This is a genomic window from Flavobacterium sp. (assembly GCF_039595935.1).
Classification (GTDB): Bacteria; Bacteroidota; Bacteroidia; order Flavobacteriales; family Flavobacteriaceae; genus Flavobacterium.
Window position 1 is genome coordinate 857,414 of the sequence record NZ_JBCNKR010000006.1, and the last position, 17,531, is coordinate 874,944.

Consider the following 17,531-nt stretch of genomic DNA (forward strand, 5'->3'; position numbering starts at 1 on the left):
TTTATGATTTTTTATTCTATTTCAAATACAAATAATGATTAAAATAATCAATAATAGCCTTTCCCTCCAATAAAACATCGGCACCAATAATTCCGTGTACAGGTTTTGCTTTATACGATTCTAAAGCCTCATTAACATGAGAAAGATCAAAAATCACAATACTAAAATCTTTACTTTTCCAGCTTCCTAATTGTAAAGTATTCTGCGAAGAAATCTGCGTTGTCATACCCGTTGCGCCAGCTCCTGACGCTTTTGTTTTAGATTTTTTTGCAGACAATTCAAAACGGTCGATACTTTCAAATCCGATGCAGGTATTTGAAGCTCCGGTATCTAAAATAAAATTTCCCGAAATGCCGTTGATTTTTGCTTTAATCTGCAGATGCTGGGTTTTAGTAACCTTGAATTTTATTTTTTTATATTTCCCTTTTTTGAGAACCTCGTGAAGATTTTCCATTTTCGATACTGATTGAAACCCAAAAATAAGCCAATTACAATCAAAAAGCTAATCGCATAATATATATAATTTCCTGATTTTTCTTCTGCCGAAATCGATCCGTAATACACAAACGAACTCCAGTAATAAGGCGATTTCTTAGCATTCGGAATTGATTTATCGTTTAAATATTCCAATTTGGCGTTGGAATTTGCTTCAAAATAAGAAACATCATTTTTGACATTTTTATAAAAATCAGACATAAAAACCGAAGTCGTAAAATCGTTTACTTTCCATAAAGAAAACAACAGATTCTGTGCGCCCGCAAACTGAAAACCTCTTGCAACGCTCATCGCGCCTTCTGCTTTATATAACTTTCCAATTCCGGTTTCGCAGGCACTTAAAACTACCAAATCAGGATTTATACGCATGTTATACAATTCAGAATACAAAATTTCCTGATCGTAAAATTTAATACTTGCCGGAGTTTCAATATCGCCAGATGATGCGTGTGTACTCAAATGTAAAATGGAATAATTGGAAGCATTATTTTTAAAATTTGAAAAACTAGCATTCGAATTTTCTAGATATTTGCCTTTAAAATTACTTCGAATCGATTCTAATTCTTTCTTCGAATAACTCAATTCAAAAGCCGTTTTTTCGAAAACCGGAAAAACTCCCAAAACCGTTTTATCTGATTTTGAAACAGGTTTTGAATTCAGATAAATATTTGCCGAAGTATTATAAGCAATCCTGAAATCATTTAGTAAATAATGCATTTTGGCAAAATTTGTTGTGCTGGATTCCTGTGTAATTAAAGCCTCAAAAGGAAGAAAATTTAAAATTCCGTCAGGAACAATTATTAGGTTTTGGTAAACAGAATTGTTAGGTAGTTTCAAAATATCAAATACTTCTTTACCGCACTTATTGTAACCAAAAATATCATTTGTAATTGCATTTGCTTCATTAAAGTAATCTACAAAACGTAAAATTTTAGGAATTGAAGTATGTGTAGTATTAAGATGATTTAATTGAATTTGATTGTTTTGCAACGTAAAATAATATTGATTTTCAAATCCCATAAAATAATAAACCATCATCGCCTTATCATTTTCTAATTTTGAAAATAAAGCTTTTAAATCGCATTTTTCAGGAAGATAATCTTGATTTTCTGACTGATTTTTTTTGAGCGAAAGCATCAATTCGTTTTGCTTTTTTATGAATTGATTTATTTTTGAAATATCTGCTAAATCGGCTTTTTGTTGTTCTTTTAAAATGGCATTATTTAAATTTTGAAGTTCTTGCAAAAGCTGTTTTTCTTCTGCGGAAGCGTTTTTAATATTCGAACGATAACTTTTTAAAATTCCCGATTTTGTTTTTTCAGATAATTGAAAAGCTTCTTCTAAATATTGGACTTTTTTTTCTTTTAGATATAAATTATTGTAGATCGAAATACATTTTTCAGTACGGTTTCGGGATCGTAATTGCGATATGATTTTTGAGTTTTCGTAAACGAGCGAATTAATCAATAAATCTTCAATATAAAAAGAAAGATCAAATGCTTTTAATGCTTTTTTAGGCTGTTTTAACTTCAGAATTTCTGCTTCCAAATCAATTGCATCCATCAAAACCGTTTCGGCATACAATTGGTTTTGATTTGGAAGAATATCTTTAGAATTATAATTCGGAATTAAAACTTGAAAAACAGCCGAAATCTGCTTTGAACTTTCATCATATTTTTTTTCATCAAAAAGTAATAAAGCTTTTTCATAATATAATTTTCCCAGTTTTCGAGGCTGTTGATTTTTAGATTCTAAAAATAGCTTTTCAGCCTTTTGCATATAAGAATCGGCGATATCAAATCGCTGCCATTGCCTGTTCATCGAAGCCAGATTTCGATAAGAGTTTGATAATTTTTCAGATTGATCTTTTTCGTTTTGTAGATATTTTATCGAAGATTGAAAAGCTTTTTCTGCATTTTCAGATGAATTCCGAATTATCATAAGTTGTTTAGAGCCCAGCCAATAATTATTCCCAAGATTATTCCATAAAATCCCCTTTTGTAAATTAGATAATTGCTCTGTTTTTAGAGTATTTTCTAAAACTTCAATTGCCAAAGAAATTTTACCGGAACTCTGATAAACATTAGATAAATTGAGAATTGCAGCAAACTTTTGCTTTTGTGCGTCAGGATAATTTTTAGAAGTATTTACAATAAAGAAGTATTGTTTTATGGTGTTTTCGGCACTGTCATAATCGCCCAAAACGGTATATAAATTGCCTAAAGGTTTCAGGCAGAATTCGATAATATCGTAATTACTTAGTTTATGTTTTTGATAGATTTGCCAGGCTTTTTCATAACTAGAAATTGCATTTTGCGTCTGTCCAAATTGGTTTTCGTAATACGCTTTATTGCAGTTTAAAACCACAATTGCCAAGAATTCATCTTTGGTTTTAGGTTTTGGATTTCTCCAAAAATCAGCTTCTGCAGCGTTTAAATTTTGTAATGCTTTCGCGGAAGGATGAGCAACGAAATTATCAACTGAATTATATATTTTATCTTCCTGACTCTGTCCAAAAACATTCAGATTTATGAAGAGGAAGATTAAACCATATAAGTTTATATTGAATTTTATTTCACAGAGATTCGCAAAGATTTCTCGCAAAGATTCACAAAGTATAAAAAAGCTTCGTGTGTCTCTGTGTAACCTTTGCGAATCTCTGCGTAGCAACTCTAAAACTTCCATATTCCATAAACCTGAAAATAATTAAAATTCTGTTCAAAATTAATCACATAACGCGCGCCTAAACTTGGTCCTATTCTGGCAAAACCAGCCGTTAAATCAAATAAGAGACCGGTTTTTACATCAGTAAAAGTGTTTTTAATCTTATTAGAACTCATAACAGAACTTATTAAAAACGATTCTTTATCGCCTTCATAAGTGTCAGTTTGTATGCTTTGATTCTGTTCAGAAGAAACATTAATGTTCGCCTGAATTCCGGCTCCAACTCCGATATAATTATTGATGTTATATCGAATCAAAACAGGAACTTCCCAATTGATATTTTTATTTTCTGTTGCCGTTGTCGTACGGATTAACTGTCTGACTCCGTTTGCATTTGTATTTATTTGATCGACAACATTTATGGCACTATTATATTGGTTTAAAGCATTTACCCATTCGACCTGCCAGTAAAAACGATACGATTTAAAAGGCGAAAGTGTCGCACCCAAAAAATAACTTGTTGATTTGTCTAAATCAGGATAAAAGTTGTAACCCGCTTTTACACCAATTGAAATTCCCGGCAGGAATCGAGTAGTAGCATAATTAGTAATAATAGGTTCATTTTTATCGAAAATAATCGAAGTCCGGCTTTTGGTTTTTACTTTATGGAAATCTTCGCCAAACTTCATCGAATATTTTACGAAGCCTTTTGTTGAATCTTTTTCTTTTACATTTTTTTGCTCCGTTCCCGGAAGATAAATATTCTTAAAGGTAAAAATTATCTGTTTTTGTTTGATAATTGTATCGAGACAACTCACGGTTGGTTCTTCTCCTTTTGGACAAATGGGACATTCTGGATACATGCTTTCGATCTGGAAAGTTTTTTTGTCAAACATATCCGGAACATCAGTTTCTAAACGAATTTTTCTCGCCGGACCTTCGCCATTATTCTGAAAACGGGTTTTAAAATTCACTCTTTTAAAACGAACTAATCTGTAATTCATAAAACGTCCGTTAGAACCCATTTTATTCGGATCGTGAGACGTAACGATTTCCATTTCTAGGTTTTTAATCTTATGGTTTTTATAACTTCGATTCGGAACAAAAATACCACGCATCGTAACTGTTGCGCTCGTATCTTTTATCATTTCGGGCGTTGTTTTAAACGTATAAAAAACATTGCGTGTTTCTCCTGGATTGGCATCATCAAATTCTAAAACCGAAACATTATGATACGTTTTATGAGCGTCTAAAAGCGAATCGTCAAGATCTTCTTCGGTAGTTGTATTTCGGTATTTTTTAAGTTTGAAATTGTTTTCGGCGGAAGCCACAAAATTATTCGAATCGTCAAGATCATCGACCGAAGCGACTAAATTTTCTTTTACTTCGCGTTCGTTTGCATACGTTCTAAAGTCACTTAATTCGAAGTTATTATGTTTAAATTGTTTCTCATTATAAAATAAATACAGCTTTCCGTTAGAAACATAATTCTCCAGATTTTGATAACTTACTACGACTACCATTTCCTGTTCCGGAATAGGATCGCAGTTTTTTAAAATCGCAAAACCATTTTGATCTGCAATCGAAGCAATGTCTTTATAATTAGTGTCTGTAATATCATTTACAGCAACTTTCTTCGGGCGAGTTGCCGGAGGTTTTCCGTTGTCGTAATTGTTGGTTACAGCAAGTCTTGTCGTGTAAGTTCCTTTGTTTTTGTAAACATGTTTTGGTTCTGCTTCTTTGCTGTAATGCCCGTCGCCGAGTTCCCATAAATAAGAATAACTTGGTTTTGGCGCACCCGCAATTGGAATCAGCGGCGGCGTTTCGGGTTTAAAATTTACAGCATTTCCGTTTTGGATAAAACCAATATTGGCTCTTCGGGTTATGGTGTCTTTTACTTTGGTTTGTCCTATTGAAAAAATCGAAAATAGAATCAAGAAAATAGACAGTTGTGGTTTCATAACTAGATAGTTTTAGTCTTAAAATCATCATAATCAATTTCAAAACAGGTTTAAATGTAAAAAAAAGTGATGAGCAAATCATCACTTTTTCTTAAAAAAAGCATTTATAAGTTACTGTATGGCATTAATTGCAGCAACTAATTGAGCTTCGGTACCGACTGTTGTTTCGGCTAGTGTAAAGGTGTAAACGGCATTTGCAGATATTGTCACTCCTTTTATTGCGTATCTCCAGTTTCCATTATCTTCTGTCGCGAAAATGATGTGACAAGCAAGACCAATTGGAATTTGGCCGTAGTGTTCACTAAATAATCCTTCGGCAGTATAAGTGTCTAATTTTGCAAGAGCGTTTGTTCCTTCTCCATCATAAGAAAGATAAACGGCACTATTTGTATTGTTGAATCCTTCTGGAACGTCAACTAAAAGAGTTGTTTTTGGTCTTGGATCGCTGTAAAAACGGTCAACATTTGTCCATCCAAAGTTTCCAAAAGTTACATAATAATTGTTTCCTTCGCCTTGAACTCCGCCTTTACCTCCGGTTCCGTCAGCATTTGCTTTTGCTTCTCTCCAGGCCAGTTCTCCTTTTTCATCAATTGCACCGGTCCACAAAGTCATTAAATTGTCATAACCGTCAGTTAGCGCAGTTGGAACCACTAAACTCATATAACAAGAAGTTTGTAGTTCAACACCGCCTTGAGTTGCTTTAATAAAAAACTCTCCACCCGAAATCAAAAGGTTTTTCTTTCCGTCAGCAGTAAGTCCCATAGTTGGTTTGTTGGTAACCAGCATGTTTCCTTTGTCAAAAAGTTCTATATATTCGATATTAACTTCTCCGGTAACAGGATTTCCGTTTTTAGTAAGGCAGTCGCCGTTAATGTTCAATTTTACACCTTTTGCAGATGTAAGTGTTACCATACCATCTCCGGCAGTAATGGTAAAGTTCTGTGTATTTCTTTTAACTCCTTTTTCGTTAATGCTTTTAAAGGCTGCCGCAGTTGGAGGCAGAATAGTTTCTTTATCATCGCCATCGCTGTTATCGCAGCTTACAAAGGAAAATAACAATAGAAATAAAAGTCCGATAGTTTTAAAATTTGTGTTCATAATTTCTAGTTTTTATAAATCTGTCTTGATTATCAAGCGGTTTTTCAGATTTGGTTATTAATTACATTCTTATATCAATTACGGTTTGATATTGTTACCTCTGTTTTCAAAAAAATATTTTTAAATGTTCTTACAGGCTTATATCAACTTTGGTTTTTATTTGTTACCCCTAGATTTTTATTTTTTTGATTTATGCCGAGAGACATTTGTCTTCAAAGAGATTTCCGTCTTCATCGACAGCCACGAGAATGTTTGTTTTCCGCGAAAGCGTAATAATTAAATAGATCCAGACAATTGACCAAAGTCCGAAAGTGAGACAGGTCAGAAAGAAATGAAGAGAATGTTTTACAATTTTTTTCTCGCGGCATAAAACAACATAAGGTAGTTTCTCGTTATGCTCTACGATTACAAAGCCATTTCGGGTTTTGGCAGATATCATTTTGTAGAATTGATCTAAAGTCTTTTCGTTTGTAAATTGACAGGTTTCCATTTTCTCTTAATTTTTAACTCTTTTAAAAGAATTTTGTTTCCTTATATCAACTGCAATTGATAATTGTTACCCTTTTATTTGAAATTTATTTGAGATTCTTTTTTAACTTTATCTGATTAAAAGTTTTTTTATGAGTAAAACTAAAGTGCATCCTGACCAAATGTATATTGACGGACTTGCCGCAAACAATTCGGCAGTCATTCAGTCTATTTATAAAAAGTTCGTTCCTAAAGTCGTTTTGTTCATCATGAACAATTCCGGCGATAGAGATCAGGCTCAGGATGTTGTTCAGGAAGTTTTGATTTTGCTTTTTAATCAGGCCAAAGCCAATTCGCTGCAGTTAACCTGTCCGTTTGATGCGTACTTTTTTCTTTTGTGTAAAAGAAAATGGCTGAACGAACTGAAAAAAACATCCAACAAAGGGGTAACAATTATTGAAGATGTTTTATCTATCAATGAATCTGCAGGTGAGCTTATTGGACAAACCGAAGAATTTGATGAAAAACAACAGCTTTTTGAGACTATGTTCCAAAAATTAGGAGATAAATGCAAAGAGTTATTAAAGCTGAGTTTTGAAATTAAATCGATGGAAGAAGTGGCCGAAAAACTAAACGTAACATACGGATATGTACGTAAAAAAAAGTCGCTTTGTATTGGCCAGTTAACGCAGTGGATTCAGGAAGCAAAAAACTTTAATTCTTTAAAAAACAATTAGTCATGAACGAAGAACGCTATATATTATTTGATGAATATCTTCAGGGTGAATTAACGATTGAGGGCAAAAATGATTTTGAAAGACAATTGTTAGAAGATCCTGAATTTGCTTCGCAGTTTGAGATTTTCAAAGATGTGCAGTTTCAATTGGCAAATAAATTCGGAATTGAACAGGAAAGACAAGCCTTTAAAGAGAATTTAACTCAAATTTCAGAACAGCATTTCGGCAAAAAAACAAAAGTTATTGGTTTAAAGCCTTGGTATTTAGCGGTTGCGGCTTCGGTTGCGGTTTTATTCGGACTATTCTTTTTCAATTACAACCAAAATCCTGTTTTTGCAGATTATAATAATCCCGAACAAGCTTCTTTTACAGTAAGAGGAACCGTTGATGAAACTTTAAAAAAAGCCGAAACTGCTTATAATAAAAAGACATATAATAAAGCAATTCCGCTTTTTGAAGCCGTTTTAGAAAAACAAAAAACAGCCGAAATTCAGTTTTTTTATGGTGTTTCACTTTTAGAAGAAAGCCATTATTTAAAAGCCGAAGCTGTTTTTAATCAATTAAAAGCAGGAAGTTCTGCCTATAAAGAAAAAGCTGTTTGGTATCTGGCTTTATCTAAACTAAAACAAAAAGATTACGAAGCCTGCAAACAAATTCTCGAAAGTATTTCTGAAGATTACGAAGGATATGATCAGGTTGAAGAACTTTTGCATCAGCTGGATTAGGGATTCCGCAAAGAGACACAAAGATCTACACAGAGATTCGCAAAGTTTAAAACGCTTTGCGATTTTTTGTTTTATATAAAAATCCGTTTTCATCCGCGCCTTCACGAAGTGAATCCGCAAAATCCGTGTGCCAATAAACCCGCAATTGTTATTCTTTTAATATTGTCGTAATTTTGGCATTTTAAAATTACAGCCTTGAATTCAACATCTATTATTACCGATACACACACACATTTATATTCTGAAGAGTTTGATCAGGATCGTGACGAAATGATTCAACGTGCCATTGATGCCGGAATTACACGTTTTTTTATTCCTGCAATCGACGCCGCGGCGACACAATCGATGTACGATTTAGAGAAAAACTATCCCGATAATATTTTCCTGATGATGGGTTTGCATCCCACTTACGTGAAAGATAATTACGAGGAAGAATTAGCACATGTTGAAACCGAATTATCAAAAAGAAAATTCTACGCTGTAGGCGAAATCGGAATCGATTTGTATTGGGATAAAACACATTTAAAAGAACAGCAAATTGCTTTTAAAAGACAAATTCAATTGGCAAAACAATACAAATTGCCCATTGTAATTCATTGCCGTGAAGCTTTTGATGAAATCTTTGAAATTTTGGAAGAAGAAAAATCTGAAGATTTATTTGGGATTTTTCATTGTTTTTCCGGAACTTTATTACAAGCCCAACAAGCGATTTCTTACAATATGAAATTAGGAATTGGCGGCGTGGTAACATTCAAGAACGGAAAAATAGATCAGTTTTTAAACCAAATCGATTTAAAACATATTGTGCTTGAAACAGATTCGCCTTATTTAGCGCCAATTCCGTATAGAGGAAAACGAAATGAGAGCAGTTATTTAGTAAATGTAATTTCAAAACTGGCAGCTATTTATGAAGTTTCTGAGAATGAAATCGCAGCAATAACAACCCAAAATTCAAAAGACGTTTTTGGGATTTAATCTAATCGTTACTTTAATCTAAATTTTTTTTTGTTCTTTTGCCCACTTAAATCACTATAGATAATGCAGAAATTTGATGCCATTCGACCGTTTTATGATTCCGAAATAAATGAAGCACTTCATGATGTTGTAAATCATCCAATGATGAAAACCATGATGAATTTCACCTTTCCGGAAGTAGAAGATGAGGTTTGGAAGGATCAGCTTAAGAAAACACATTCGATTCGTGATTTTCAATGCAATTTTATTTATCACACCATACAAAAGGTTTTAGAGAAAAGCTCAGAAGGGCTTACAACTTCAGGTTTTGAAAAACTGGAACCCAATACTTCTTATTTGTTTATCTCAAATCACAGAGACATTCTACTAGATACTACTTTGCTTAATGTTTGTTTGTTCGAACATGGTTTGGTTATGACAGCATCTGCAATTGGAGATAATTTAGTGAAGAAAGCTTTTTTGGCAACATTGGCAAAACTAAATAGAAACTTTTTGGTTTTAAGAGGATTATCTCCTCGAGAAATGCTGCAAAGTTCTAAATTGCTTTCAGAATATATGGGACAATTATTACTTCGCGAAAATCGTTCGGTTTGGATTGCCCAGAAAGAAGGAAGAACCAAAGACGGAAATGATGAAACCAATCCTGGAGTTTTAAAAATGATTGGAATGGCTTCTGATGAAGAAGATTTAATGAATTATTTTAAGAAATTAAAAATAGTTCCGGTTTCTATTTCATACGAATATGACCCGACTGATATGTTGAAAATGCCGCAATTAATGGCAGAAGCCAACAACGAAGTTTATGTAAAAGATAAAAACGAAGATTTCATGAATATCATTAGCGGTATCATGGGAACTAAGAAAAGAATTCATATTTCTGTCGGCGATGTTCTGGATACAGAAATCGACCAGATTGTAGCTGAAAACGACAATGCAAACAAACAAGTTTTGGCACTGGCACAGACTATCGATGATATTATTCTGAAAAACTACCAATTATGGCCGACTAATTTTATTGCTTATGACATTTTAAACGAAACGGACCGATTTGCTGACAAATATAAAGAAAGCGAAAAGCAGCTTTTTGAGCGTCGTTTAGAAATGCGTATCGGAAGCGATAATCCAGTTACCAGACAAGGATTTTTGGCCATGTACGCCAATCCGGTTGTCAATAAATTAAAATACCAAGATGTCATCTAAAGCTAAAATACTTTTGATTTATACCGGAGGAACCATCGGTATGAGCAAAGACTTTGAAACAGGAGCGCTTAAAGCATTCAACTTTAGTAAATTAATACAGAAGATTCCCGAAATCAAACAATTAGATTGTGAAATCGAATCGGTTTCTTTTGAAAATCCTATAGATTCATCTAACATGAATCCAAAAATGTGGACAAAAATTGCCACAATTATTGAGGAAAATTACACTTCTTATGACGGTTTTGTGGTTCTTCACGGATCAGATACGATGTCATATTCGGCTTCGGCATTGAGTTTTATGCTGGAGAATTTATCAAAACCAGTTGTTTTTACCGGATCTCAGTTACCAATTGGGGATTTGCGTACCGATGCCAAAGAAAACCTAATTACAGCGATTCAAATAGCTTCTCTTCAGGAAAATGGAAAACCTGTTATTAATGAAGTTTCTCTTTATTTTGAATATAAATTATACCGAGGAAACCGAACTTCAAAAGTAAATGCAGAACATTTTAGAGCTTTTACAGCGCCAAATTATCCTGAATTGGTAGAATCTGGCGTTCATTTAAAATTAAATTCACATTTATTTCTTCCAATAAATAAAGATGCTAAACTGATTGTTCACAAAAACTTAGACAATCACGTTGCGATTATAAAAATGTTTCCGGGAATGAGCGAAGTGGTTTTGGCTTCAATCTTGGCAACTCCGGGTTTGCGCGGAATTGTTTTAGAAACGTACGGTTCAGGAAACGCTCCAACCGAAGATTGGTTTTTAAACTTAATAGAAAAAGCAATCAAATCCGGAATGCATATCGTAAACGTAACGCAATGTTCAGGCGGAAGCGTAAATATGGGACAATACGAAACAAGTACGGCTTTAAAATCGCTTGGAGTTATTTCTGGAAAAGATATTACTACAGAAGCTGCAATTACAAAATTGATGTACTTGCTTGGACATAATATTCCACAAAACGAGTTTAAAGATATTTTTGAAACTGCGCTTCGCGGGGAAATCTCGCTATAAAATTCCAATATAAAAATTCCAAATTCCAATTTTTCTCAAACTTTTATAGAATTGAAAAATTGCGCTAGACAACTTTGTCAAAGTTTTAAACTTTGACAAAGTTCTTTACCATAAAGCAAATTGGAATTTGGAATTTTTTTATTGGAATTTATTAAAACTTAGAATTTCTATATTCAACTGGGCAAGTCTCTAACTCCTCAGCAGATTTATGTTTTTTGTAATACATATAAACAATAACAGAAATAATGCAGATAATTCCCTGAATGGCAACCGTATTTCTGGTTCCGATGATATGAGAAACGTATCCAATAATTAAACTTCCCACAGGAATCATTCCCTGATAAGCCATTAAATAATAACTAATACTTCTGGATCTCATATTAACAGCACTTTGGGTTTGAACGTAAATATTTATAGATGAGGTTTGTGCCATCATTCCTATACCGCTCAGAGCCATACAAATAAGCGCTATGGTTAAATTATTTGAGTAAGCTAGTATAATAATACTAAAACCCAATAAAAGGCTTGCAGAGATCATTATTTTGCTCATATTGTCGGATTTTTTCAAGTTTGCCAAATAAATAGCTGATAAGATCGAGCCAATACCCGCGGCACTTTCGAACCAGCTGAAGGTTTGAGCATTTCCGCTAAAAATATCTTTAGCAAAAACAGGCATTAAAGTATTAAAAGAAATAACAAACAAACTGCTGCACATAAGCATTAAAAGCATTCTGGCCATTTCGGTTTCTTTTTTCACATAATCAAAACCTTCGATAAAATCTTCAAGCATTTTAAATTTATCAACGGCTTTAATGTGCGGTGTGATTTTCATCATTAGTAAAGAAATTAAAACCGGAATATAGCTTAAGAAGTTCCCCATGAAACAAATGTCTTCGCCGTAGTTATGCAAAATAATACCAGCCAATGCAGGTCCGGCAATTCTGGCGAAATTATTTAAAGTTGAATTTAGTGCTACAGCATTTGATAAATCATCTTTATTGTCAACAATATCGATCATCATGGTTTGTCGGCAAGTCATATCAAATGCATTAATAATTCCCTGAAAAAGACTTAGTGCCAGAATAAAGTTGATGTTGTAAATTTTCAGATAAATCAATAAAGCTAAAAGTCCCGCCTGCAGCATTGCCATAGATTGTAAAAAAAGCATGGCTTTATGTCTGTCGTATCTTCCGATAATACTTCCGGCCAACGGGGCAAGAAATAAGGACGGAATCATACTCAAAAAAGTGGCCAGTCCGAGTAAAAACACAGATCCGGTTACGCTGTAAACCATCCAGCTTACGGCAGTTTTTTGCAGCCACGTTCCAATTACTGAAACAGATTGTCCGTAAAAGAATAATTTGAAATTTCTTGATTTTAAAGCCTTGAACATAACCTGAAATATTTTTTACAAAGGTCGGGATTATGATTTCATTAGAAAAATTAATAATTTTACTTGTAATAAGTATTAAAACTTATCAATATGGAAATTTATCAACTTGAATATTTTATTAAAACGGCTGAGGTATTGCATTTTACCAAAGCTGCAGAATTGTGTTTTGTAACACAATCAGGACTTTCGCAGCAAATTAAAAAACTGGAAGAAGAGCTTGGACTGCCTTTGTTTAAAAGAATTGGTAAAAAAGTACAGCTTACAGAAGCCGGTTCTGTTTTTTTGATTCACGCCAAAAAAGTGGTCGAAAATGTAGAAAACGGAAAACAGGCAATCGAAGATTTAAACGAAATGATTGGAGGTGAACTACGAATTGGTGTAACGTATATTTTTGGTTTATTGATTCTTCCGATTGTGAATACATTTGCTAAAAAATATCAAAATCTAAAAATTGTTGTTGAATACGGAACGACAGAAGCTTTAGAACAAAAACTTCTTGACAACCAGTTAGATGTGGTTTTGGTTATTTCGTCTCATGAAATTGAACCGCCAATTCAGAAAGTTCCTTTGTTTACGTCGTATATGGTTTTGGCAGTTTCAAAGGACCATCCATTAGTAGATTTGGATAAAATAGCTTTTAAAAAAATTGAGGAAATTCCATTGGTATTGCCGGGAAAAGGATCAAACTCAAGAGAATTTGTAGAAGAATTATTTATGAAATTCAATATGAAACCCAAAATCTCAATAGAATTGCATTCGATACACGCATTACTGCAAATGGTAGAAAACAGCGATTGGGCCACTATTGTAGCAGAAAAGGCTTTAAAAGGCTGGGATCAGCTTAAAGCGATACAAATTACGGGTGTTGCTACTAAACGAGAATCTTTTATGTTAACAATTGAAGGTTACCAAAAGAAAGCCGTTAAAATATTTATGGAAGAATTTCGGAAAAGCATTTAAGGAAACTTCAATTTTGTTTTCGTAACTCAGATTTTTTTGTGTTCTTTGCAGACCTAAATAGAGAGGTGTCCGAGTGGTTTAAGGAGCTAGCCTGGAAAGCTAGTATATGGGTAACTGTATCGAGGGTTCGAATCCCTTCTTCTCTGCAGATTTTAAAAAATATAATACCAAACCCCGAAATATATATTTCGGGGTTTTTTATTGGCTTCTCGAATATAAAAACCCCTATTTGGTATGATGTCTCAAAAATTTCAAAATAAATATCGCATTTCATCAGCTCGATTGCAAAATTGGGATTATGGTGCAAATGGGACTTATTTTATTACAATTTGTACTCAATACAGAGAACATTTTTTTGGCGAAATCATAGAGGCGCGATTAATCGCATCTCAATTAGGAATATTGGCAGAAAAATATTGGCTGCAAATTCCTGAACATTTTCCGTATGTAGAATTGGGTAATTTTGTAATTATGCCTAATCATGTACATGGGATTTTGATTATTGATAAAAATGCATCGATTTCCGTAGAGACGCGATTAATCGCGTCTCTATCCCAAACAATAAATAAAACAGGTGGTATTTCAGGGGATAAAAATCCGATGCTGCAGGACAATATTTCACGAATTATAAGATGGTATAAAGGAAGATGTTCCTTTGAAATGAGAAAATTGCATGCCGATTTTGGCTGGCAATCGCGTTTTCATGATCATATTATCAGAAATGAAAAATCGTTTGATACCATACAAAATTATATAGAAAACAATCCGATCAATTGGAATAAAGATAAATTTTGTGGAAAATGATCCAAAAAAATGTGATTGACAATTTTTATATAGATCAATATGTTGTTTTGATGATTAATCCTGCAGCGCCACTTTCACTTTAGGCAAAATCCTTTCAACAAACATTGCATAAGCAGATTCAGAAGGATGCAGGCCATCAGAAGCAACAAGACTTGTGTTGACTAATCCGTTTCTTGTGATATCTGTAATCGAAACAAAAGTTACACCATTCATCATACAGTAGTTTTCGGCAAATGTGTTGTATTTGTTTATTTCTTCGGTGATTTTCATTCTTCCATTTGTTCCAAACATCATTCCGAAAGAAGTATAAGCATAATCTGGAATCGAAAGTACAACTACATTTTTTTTATCGCCTTTTGCCAATGCAATTGCTTTGGTAACCAATTCGGGAAATTCTTTTTCGTACATAGAAAAATCTCTTCCCTGATATTGATTGTTTACGCCAATTAAAAGCGTTACCAAATCATAATTTGAATCTGGATTTTGTTCTTTTATTGCAGTAAGTAAATTATTGGTTGTCCAGCCGGTTGTGGCAATTACTCTTAATGAAAAACTAGTTTCCGGATAAATCGCTTTTAAGCTTGTTTTGAGCTGTTCGGGATATCGGCAGGTTTCGCAAACACTTTGACCAATAGTATAACTGTCTCCTAAAGCCAGATAATTTATGGTTTTAGAAATAGGAGTTGTGGGAATTTGTGTTGTTGGAGGCGTTACAGGCGCAGGTGAAACTGGCGTTTCAGAAGATGATTCTTCGGGGCTGCAGCTTAATAAAAATGCTGAAAGAATAACGGTAACTATTTGTTTGAACTTAGGCTTCATAATTTGTTTAATTTAGGCTGGTTTAAACAAATAGTTACGTTAATTATGCAGTTTTGGTTTTTAAACCATTTCTGTTTTTAGGAGAATTTCTTCTTCAATGGCATTCCAGAGTCCGATGCGTTTTTCTAAAGCTAGAATCGAAACTTCTTCAACTTCTTTCCACTTTTGAGTATCATCTTCGCATAAATCTGTAATCATCTGCATTGCCATTGGGCCATGTTCATCTGCATCAAGTTCGATATGTCTTTCGAAATAATACAATAATTTACTTAAATCAGTATCAGGAAGGTTCTTTTGAAAGTTTTTCAAAATCTCTGTAAACATACTCGGAATTAGATCTTCTCTTCCAAAAGTAAAGGCTGCGGCAATTTGATGCGGTTTTCCCTCTTCGATAACTCTAAAAGTAAAATCAAGAAAAGCTTTAATTTCAGGATGAAGTGAACTTTGTTTAATCGCAACAAAAATATTATGAAGTGAGTTTACTGAATCTAAAAATTTATTGATTTCTGTTGTATCTGCACCACAGTCTTCCATAGCTTCAAGATACATTTCGTAATGACTTTGTCTTCTTCCGTCGATGCTTAAATCAGTTTCTTCTGCAAGAACAATTTCATTGATTAAATATCTTGTTTCCGGGTTTTTAGTGGCAAACCAAGGTGTTGTTGTGCAGGTAAGTTTGGCTTGTAAAGCTTTTAAAAGAGACATGAAATCCCAAACTGCAAAAACATGATTTTCTAGAAAACTGTGTAAGTCATCAATAGTTTGGATTTTGCTATATAGTGAATGTTTTAAAAGCTGTTCTTTTTGTGGTTGAATGCTATTGTTTATAGTTTCAATATTCATTTATGTAGATTTTGGTGCAAAGATAAAAAGCTTCTCGGTTAAGAGAAGCTTTTTGTATTGTTTTTGTATATAATTTAATAGTTGTTTATGATTTAAATGCTGGAATTCCAGTTACATCCATTCCGGTAATCAATAAATGAATGTCATGAGTTCCTTCATAAGTAATCACACTTTCAAGGTTCATCATGTGGCGCATAATCGAATATTCTCCTGTAATTCCCATTCCGCCTAACATTTGTCTTGCTTCACGTGCAATTTCAATTGCCATATTTACATTATTACGTTTTGCCATTGAAATTTGTGCCGTTGTAGCTTTACCTTCATTTCTTAAAACGCCTAAACGCCATGTTAATAATTGCGCTTTTGTAATTTCGGTAATCATTTCTGCTAATTTTTTCTGTTGCAGCTGAGTTCCTCCAATTGGTTTACCAAACTGAATTCTTTCTTTGGCATATCGCAAAGCGGTATCGTAACAATCCATTGCAGCGCCAATTGCACCCCAGGCAATTCCGTAACGAGCTGAATCTAAACAGCCAAGCGGTGCTCCTAAACCAGATTTGTTTGGTAAAAGATTTTCTTTCGGAACTTTAACATTGTCGAAAATTAATTCTCCGGTTGCAGAAGCTCTTAGAGACCATTTATTATGAGTTTCAGGAGTTGTAAATCCTTCCATTCCACGTTCAACAATTAAACCGTGAATTCTTCCTTCTTCATTTTTTGCCCAAACAACAGCAATATCAGCAAAAGGCGCATTCGAAATCCACATTTTAGCACCATTTAAAATATAATGATCGCCCATATCCTTAAAATTGGTAATCATACTTCCGGGATCAGATCCATGGTCTGGTTCTGTTAAACCAAAACATCCAATATATTCACCAGTTGCTAATTTTGGTAAATATTTCATGCGTTGTTCTTCGTTTCCGTATTTCCAAATAGGATACATAACTAAAGAAGATTGTACTGATGAAGTTGATCTTACACCAGAATCTCCTCTTTCAATTTCCTGCATAATTAAGCCATAAGAAATCTGATCTAAACCGGCACCTCCGTATTCAACAGGAATATAAGGTCCGAAACCGCCAATTTCTCCAAGCCCTTTAATAATTTGCTTAGGAAATTCTGCTTTTTGAGCATATTCTTCAATAATAGGAGAAACTTCTCTTTTAACCCATGCACGTGCAGATTCTCGAACAAGTTTATGCTCATCTGTTAGCAAATCGTCTAGGTTATAATAATCTGGAGCTTGAAATAAGTCTGGTTTCATTTTGTAAAGGATTTTTCAAAACAAATTTACGTAATAAAAATATAACAAAACAAAGTAAAATTGTTATATTTATATATAGTAGTTATAAAATAATCACAAAT

At 33.6% G+C, this 17,531-nt stretch carries 16 protein-coding genes and 1 tRNA gene; 8 read left to right on the plus strand and 9 right to left on the minus strand.

All coding sequences use genetic code 11. The features are described 5' to 3' along the window. Positions 1-16 precede the first annotated feature (16 nt). From ABDW27_RS13540 to ABDW27_RS13560, 5 genes are all read right to left on the minus strand, one after another. Positions 17-454, minus strand: coding sequence for a retropepsin-like aspartic protease (locus ABDW27_RS13540; protein ID WP_073413292.1), 438 nt, complete (start codon positions 452-454; stop codon positions 17-19). Further along, entirely contained in the window at positions 406-3,099 is a 2,694-nt protein-coding gene (locus ABDW27_RS13545; RefSeq protein ID WP_343696390.1) for a CHAT domain-containing protein, read from the minus strand. The genes ABDW27_RS13540 and ABDW27_RS13545 overlap by 49 nt, the downstream gene beginning before the upstream one ends. 68 nt (positions 3,100-3,167) lie before the next feature. Beyond that, a complete protein-coding gene (locus ABDW27_RS13550) occupies positions 3,168-5,120 on the minus strand; it encodes a PKD domain-containing protein (protein ID WP_343696391.1) in 1,953 nt (650 codons plus the stop codon). Positions 5,121-5,231: 111 nt separating this feature from the next. Further along, complete coding sequence (locus ABDW27_RS13555; RefSeq protein WP_343696392.1) at positions 5,232-6,218, minus strand: hypothetical protein; 987 nt, start codon at positions 6,216-6,218, stop codon at positions 5,232-5,234. A gap of 190 nt (positions 6,219-6,408) precedes the next feature. After that, positions 6,409-6,708 carry a hypothetical protein gene (locus ABDW27_RS13560; protein ID WP_343696393.1) on the minus strand — a complete coding sequence of 100 codons (300 nt, stop codon included), beginning with the start codon at positions 6,706-6,708 and terminating at the stop codon, positions 6,409-6,411. A 130-nt stretch (positions 6,709-6,838) separates the two neighbouring features. Between ABDW27_RS13560 and ABDW27_RS13565 the strand changes: the two genes are divergently transcribed. The 5 genes from ABDW27_RS13565 to ABDW27_RS13585 all read left to right on the plus strand — a co-directional run bounded on the left by ABDW27_RS13565 (position 6,839) and on the right by ABDW27_RS13585 (position 11,344). Next, positions 6,839-7,423, plus strand: a complete 585-nt coding sequence (locus ABDW27_RS13565; protein WP_343696394.1) for a sigma-70 family RNA polymerase sigma factor — start codon at positions 6,839-6,841, stop codon at positions 7,421-7,423. Between the two features lie 2 nt (positions 7,424-7,425). Continuing rightward, positions 7,426-8,148 (plus strand): tetratricopeptide repeat protein, encoded by a 723-nt coding sequence (locus tag ABDW27_RS13570; protein WP_343696395.1) that lies wholly within the window; start codon positions 7,426-7,428, stop codon positions 8,146-8,148. Positions 8,149-8,343: 195 nt separating this feature from the next. Next, the gene (locus ABDW27_RS13575; protein ID WP_343696396.1) at positions 8,344-9,123 is read left to right on the plus strand and encodes a TatD family hydrolase; all 780 of its coding nucleotides are present in this window, start codon (positions 8,344-8,346) and stop codon (positions 9,121-9,123) included. Between the two features lie 63 nt (positions 9,124-9,186). Further along, the gene (locus ABDW27_RS13580) at positions 9,187-10,323 is read left to right on the plus strand and encodes a 1-acyl-sn-glycerol-3-phosphate acyltransferase (protein WP_343696397.1); all 1,137 of its coding nucleotides are present in this window, start codon (positions 9,187-9,189) and stop codon (positions 10,321-10,323) included. Beyond that, positions 10,313-11,344: an asparaginase gene (locus tag ABDW27_RS13585; protein WP_343696398.1), complete on the plus strand. Its 1,032-nt coding sequence runs from the start codon at positions 10,313-10,315 to the stop codon at positions 11,342-11,344. The genes ABDW27_RS13580 and ABDW27_RS13585 overlap by 11 nt, the downstream gene beginning before the upstream one ends. A 151-nt stretch (positions 11,345-11,495) precedes the next feature. On the opposite strand, the gene ABDW27_RS13590 is transcribed toward ABDW27_RS13585, so the two are convergent. Further along, positions 11,496-12,737, minus strand: coding sequence for an MFS transporter (locus ABDW27_RS13590; protein ID WP_343696399.1), 1,242 nt, complete (start codon positions 12,735-12,737; stop codon positions 11,496-11,498). 90 nt (positions 12,738-12,827) lie between these two features. On the opposite strand from ABDW27_RS13590, the gene ABDW27_RS13595 reads away from it, so the two are divergent. The 3 genes from ABDW27_RS13595 to ABDW27_RS13605 all read left to right on the plus strand — a co-directional run bounded on the left by ABDW27_RS13595 (position 12,828) and on the right by ABDW27_RS13605 (position 14,501). Continuing rightward, positions 12,828-13,697, plus strand: coding sequence for a LysR substrate-binding domain-containing protein (locus ABDW27_RS13595; RefSeq protein WP_343696400.1), 870 nt, complete (start codon positions 12,828-12,830; stop codon positions 13,695-13,697). 59 nt (positions 13,698-13,756) lie between these two features. Beyond that, a tRNA-Ser gene (locus ABDW27_RS13600) sits at positions 13,757-13,843 on the plus strand. Between the two features lie 88 nt (positions 13,844-13,931). Next, a complete protein-coding gene (locus ABDW27_RS13605) occupies positions 13,932-14,501 on the plus strand; it encodes a transposase (protein WP_343696401.1) in 570 nt (189 codons plus the stop codon). 54 nt (positions 14,502-14,555) lie between these two features. Here ABDW27_RS13605 and ABDW27_RS13610 read toward each other — a convergent pair whose 3' ends face one another. From ABDW27_RS13610 to ABDW27_RS13620, 3 genes are all read right to left on the minus strand, one after another. Beyond that, positions 14,556-15,320 (minus strand): SGNH/GDSL hydrolase family protein, encoded by a 765-nt coding sequence (locus ABDW27_RS13610; RefSeq protein WP_343696402.1) that lies wholly within the window; start codon positions 15,318-15,320, stop codon positions 14,556-14,558. A 60-nt stretch (positions 15,321-15,380) separates the two neighbouring features. Then, on the minus strand, positions 15,381-16,163 hold the full coding sequence (locus ABDW27_RS13615; RefSeq protein WP_343696403.1) for a DUF3050 domain-containing protein: 783 nt from the start codon (positions 16,161-16,163) through the stop codon (positions 15,381-15,383). 85 nt (positions 16,164-16,248) lie between these two features. After that, a complete protein-coding gene (locus ABDW27_RS13620; RefSeq protein WP_343696404.1) occupies positions 16,249-17,430 on the minus strand; it encodes an acyl-CoA dehydrogenase family protein in 1,182 nt (393 codons plus the stop codon). Between the last annotated feature and the right edge of the window lie 101 nt (positions 17,431-17,531).

Bases quoted from the DNA above. Each gene is read 5' to 3' on its own strand.
- ABDW27_RS13610 (WP_343696402.1), bottom strand. From the start codon at position 15,320: ATGAAGCCTAAGTTCAAACAAATAGTTACCGTTATTCTTTCAGCATTT.
- ABDW27_RS13580 (WP_343696397.1), top strand. From the start codon at position 9,187: ATGCAGAAATTTGATGCCATTCGACCGTTTTATGATTCCGAAATAAAT.
- ABDW27_RS13560 (WP_343696393.1), bottom strand. From the start codon at position 6,708: ATGGAAACCTGTCAATTTACAAACGAAAAGACTTTAGATCAATTCTAC.
- ABDW27_RS13540 (WP_073413292.1), bottom strand. From the start codon at position 454: ATGGAAAATCTTCACGAGGTTCTCAAAAAAGGGAAATATAAAAAAATA.
- ABDW27_RS13585 (WP_343696398.1), top strand. From the start codon at position 10,313: ATGTCATCTAAAGCTAAAATACTTTTGATTTATACCGGAGGAACCATC.
- ABDW27_RS13570 (WP_343696395.1), top strand. From the start codon at position 7,426: ATGAACGAAGAACGCTATATATTATTTGATGAATATCTTCAGGGTGAA.
- ABDW27_RS13555 (WP_343696392.1), bottom strand. From the start codon at position 6,218: ATGAACACAAATTTTAAAACTATCGGACTTTTATTTCTATTGTTATTT.
- ABDW27_RS13595 (WP_343696400.1), top strand. From the start codon at position 12,828: ATGGAAATTTATCAACTTGAATATTTTATTAAAACGGCTGAGGTATTG.
- ABDW27_RS13550 (WP_343696391.1), bottom strand. From the start codon at position 5,120: ATGAAACCACAACTGTCTATTTTCTTGATTCTATTTTCGATTTTTTCA.
- ABDW27_RS13615 (WP_343696403.1), bottom strand. From the start codon at position 16,163: ATGAATATTGAAACTATAAACAATAGCATTCAACCACAAAAAGAACAG.
- ABDW27_RS13565 (WP_343696394.1), top strand. From the start codon at position 6,839: ATGAGTAAAACTAAAGTGCATCCTGACCAAATGTATATTGACGGACTT.
- ABDW27_RS13620 (WP_343696404.1), bottom strand. From the start codon at position 17,430: ATGAAACCAGACTTATTTCAAGCTCCAGATTATTATAACCTAGACGAT.
- ABDW27_RS13590 (WP_343696399.1), bottom strand. From the start codon at position 12,737: ATGTTCAAGGCTTTAAAATCAAGAAATTTCAAATTATTCTTTTACGGA.
- ABDW27_RS13605 (WP_343696401.1), top strand. From the start codon at position 13,932: ATGATGTCTCAAAAATTTCAAAATAAATATCGCATTTCATCAGCTCGA.